This is a genomic window from Streptomyces sp. NPDC053069 (assembly GCF_044546895.1).
Classification (GTDB): domain Bacteria; phylum Actinomycetota; class Actinomycetes; order Streptomycetales; family Streptomycetaceae; genus Streptomyces.
In genome coordinates this window covers 1-1,797 of sequence record NZ_JBITZN010000035.1, presented here as the reverse complement: position 1 = coordinate 1,797, position 1,797 = coordinate 1, and the positions used below count along the sequence as shown (strand labels likewise).

General features: G+C 68.7%; 1 protein-coding gene. It reads right to left on the bottom strand.

Annotation, left to right across the window (positions count from 1 at the left end):
- Window positions 1-1,797: dihydropteroate synthase (locus tag ACIGXP_RS40015; RefSeq protein ID WP_399776959.1), on the bottom strand; the 1,797-nt coding region annotated here is incomplete at both ends.

Here is a 1,797-nt window from a genome sequence, read left to right as displayed (position 1 = left end):
GCACCCGGCGCTGGCGCAGTTCGGGCAGTTTGGCGCCGGGCAGGCCGCGCTTGACGCCGATGAGGGCGTCCATCAGGCGCAGCCCCTCGAAGGCGTCGCGGGCGTAGCGGACCTCGCCCTCGTAGATCTCGTGCAGGTCCTGTTCGACATACGCGCGGGTCAGGGCGGCGCCGCCGAGGATGACCGGGAAGCGGGCCGCCAGGCCGCGCTGGTTGAGCTCCTCCAGGTTCTCCTTCATGATCACGGTCGACTTCACCAGGAGCCCGGACATGCCGATCACGTCGGCCCGGTGCTCCTCGGCGGCTTCCAGGATCGCGGAGACCGGCTGCTTGATGCCCAGATTGACGACGTTGTAGCCGTTGTTGGACAGGATGATGTCGACCAGGTTCTTGCCGATGTCATGGACGTCGCCGCGCACGGTCGCCAGGACGATGGTGCCCTTGCCCTCGGCGTCCGACTTCTCCATGTGCGGTTCGAGATGCGCGACGGCCGCCTTCATCACCTCGGCCGACTGCAGCACGAACGGCAGCTGCATCTGGCCCGAGCCGAACAGCTCACCGACCACCTTCATCCCGTCCAGCAGCGTGTCGTTGACGATGTCCAGAGCGGGGCGCTCGGCGAGCGCGAGATCCAGGTCGGCCTCCAGGCCGTTGCGCTCCCCGTCGATGATGCGGCGCTTGAGCCGCTCCTCCAGCGGCAGCGCGGCCAGCTCCTCCGCCTTGCCCGCCTTCAGCGACTTGGCGGTGGCGCCCTCGAACAGCTGCATCAGCTTCTGCAGCGGGTCGTAGCCCTCGCGGCGGCGGTCATGGATCAGGTCCAGCGCGGTCTGGACCTCTTCCTCGGAGAACCGGGCGATCGGCAGGATCTTGCTCGCGTGCACGATCGCCGAGTCCAGACCCGCCTTCACACACTCGTCGAGGAAGACCGAGTTGAGCAGGATACGGGCGGCCGGGTTCAGGCCGAAGGAGATGTTGGACAGGCCCAGAGTGGTCTGCACGGCCGGGTGGCGCCGCTTCAGCTCGCGGATGGCTTCGATGGTGGCGACACCGTCCCGGCGCGACTCCTCCTGACCGGTGCAGATCGTGAAGGTCAGGGTGTCGATGAGGATGTCCTCCTCACGGATGCCCCAGTTCCCGGTCAGATCGGCGATCAGCCGCTCGGCGATCTCCACCTTCTTCTCGGGCGTGCGGGCCTGCCCCTCCTCGTCGATGGTCAGCGCGATCAGCGCCGCGCCGTGCTCCCGGGCGAGCTCGGTGACCTTCGCGAAGCGGGAGCCGGGACCGGCACCGTCCTCGTAGTTCACCGAGTTGATCACCGCCCGGCCGCCGAGCTTCTCCAGGCCGGCCCGGATGACGTCGACCTCGGTGGAGTCCAGCACGATCGGCAGGGTGGAGGCGGTGGCGAAACGGCCCGCGAGTTCCTCCATGTCGGCAACGCCGTCCCGGCCCACATAGTCCACGCACAGATCCAGCATGTGCGCGCCCTCACGGATCTGCTCCCGCGCCATCTCCACACAGTCGTCCCAGCGGCCCTCCAGCATGGCCTCGCGGAACTTCTTGGAGCCGTTGGCGTTGGTGCGCTCACCGATCGCCAGGTAGGAGGTGTCCTGCCGGAACGGCACCGACTGGTAGAGGGAGGCCGCCCCCGGCTCGGGACGCGGGTCGCGGGCGGGCGGGGTGAGGTCCTTCACGCGCTCGACGACCTGCCGCAGATGCTCGGGCGTCGTGCCGCAGCAGCCACCCACCAGGGACAGGCCGTACTCGCGAACGAAGGTCTCCTGCGCGTCGGCCAGCTCGG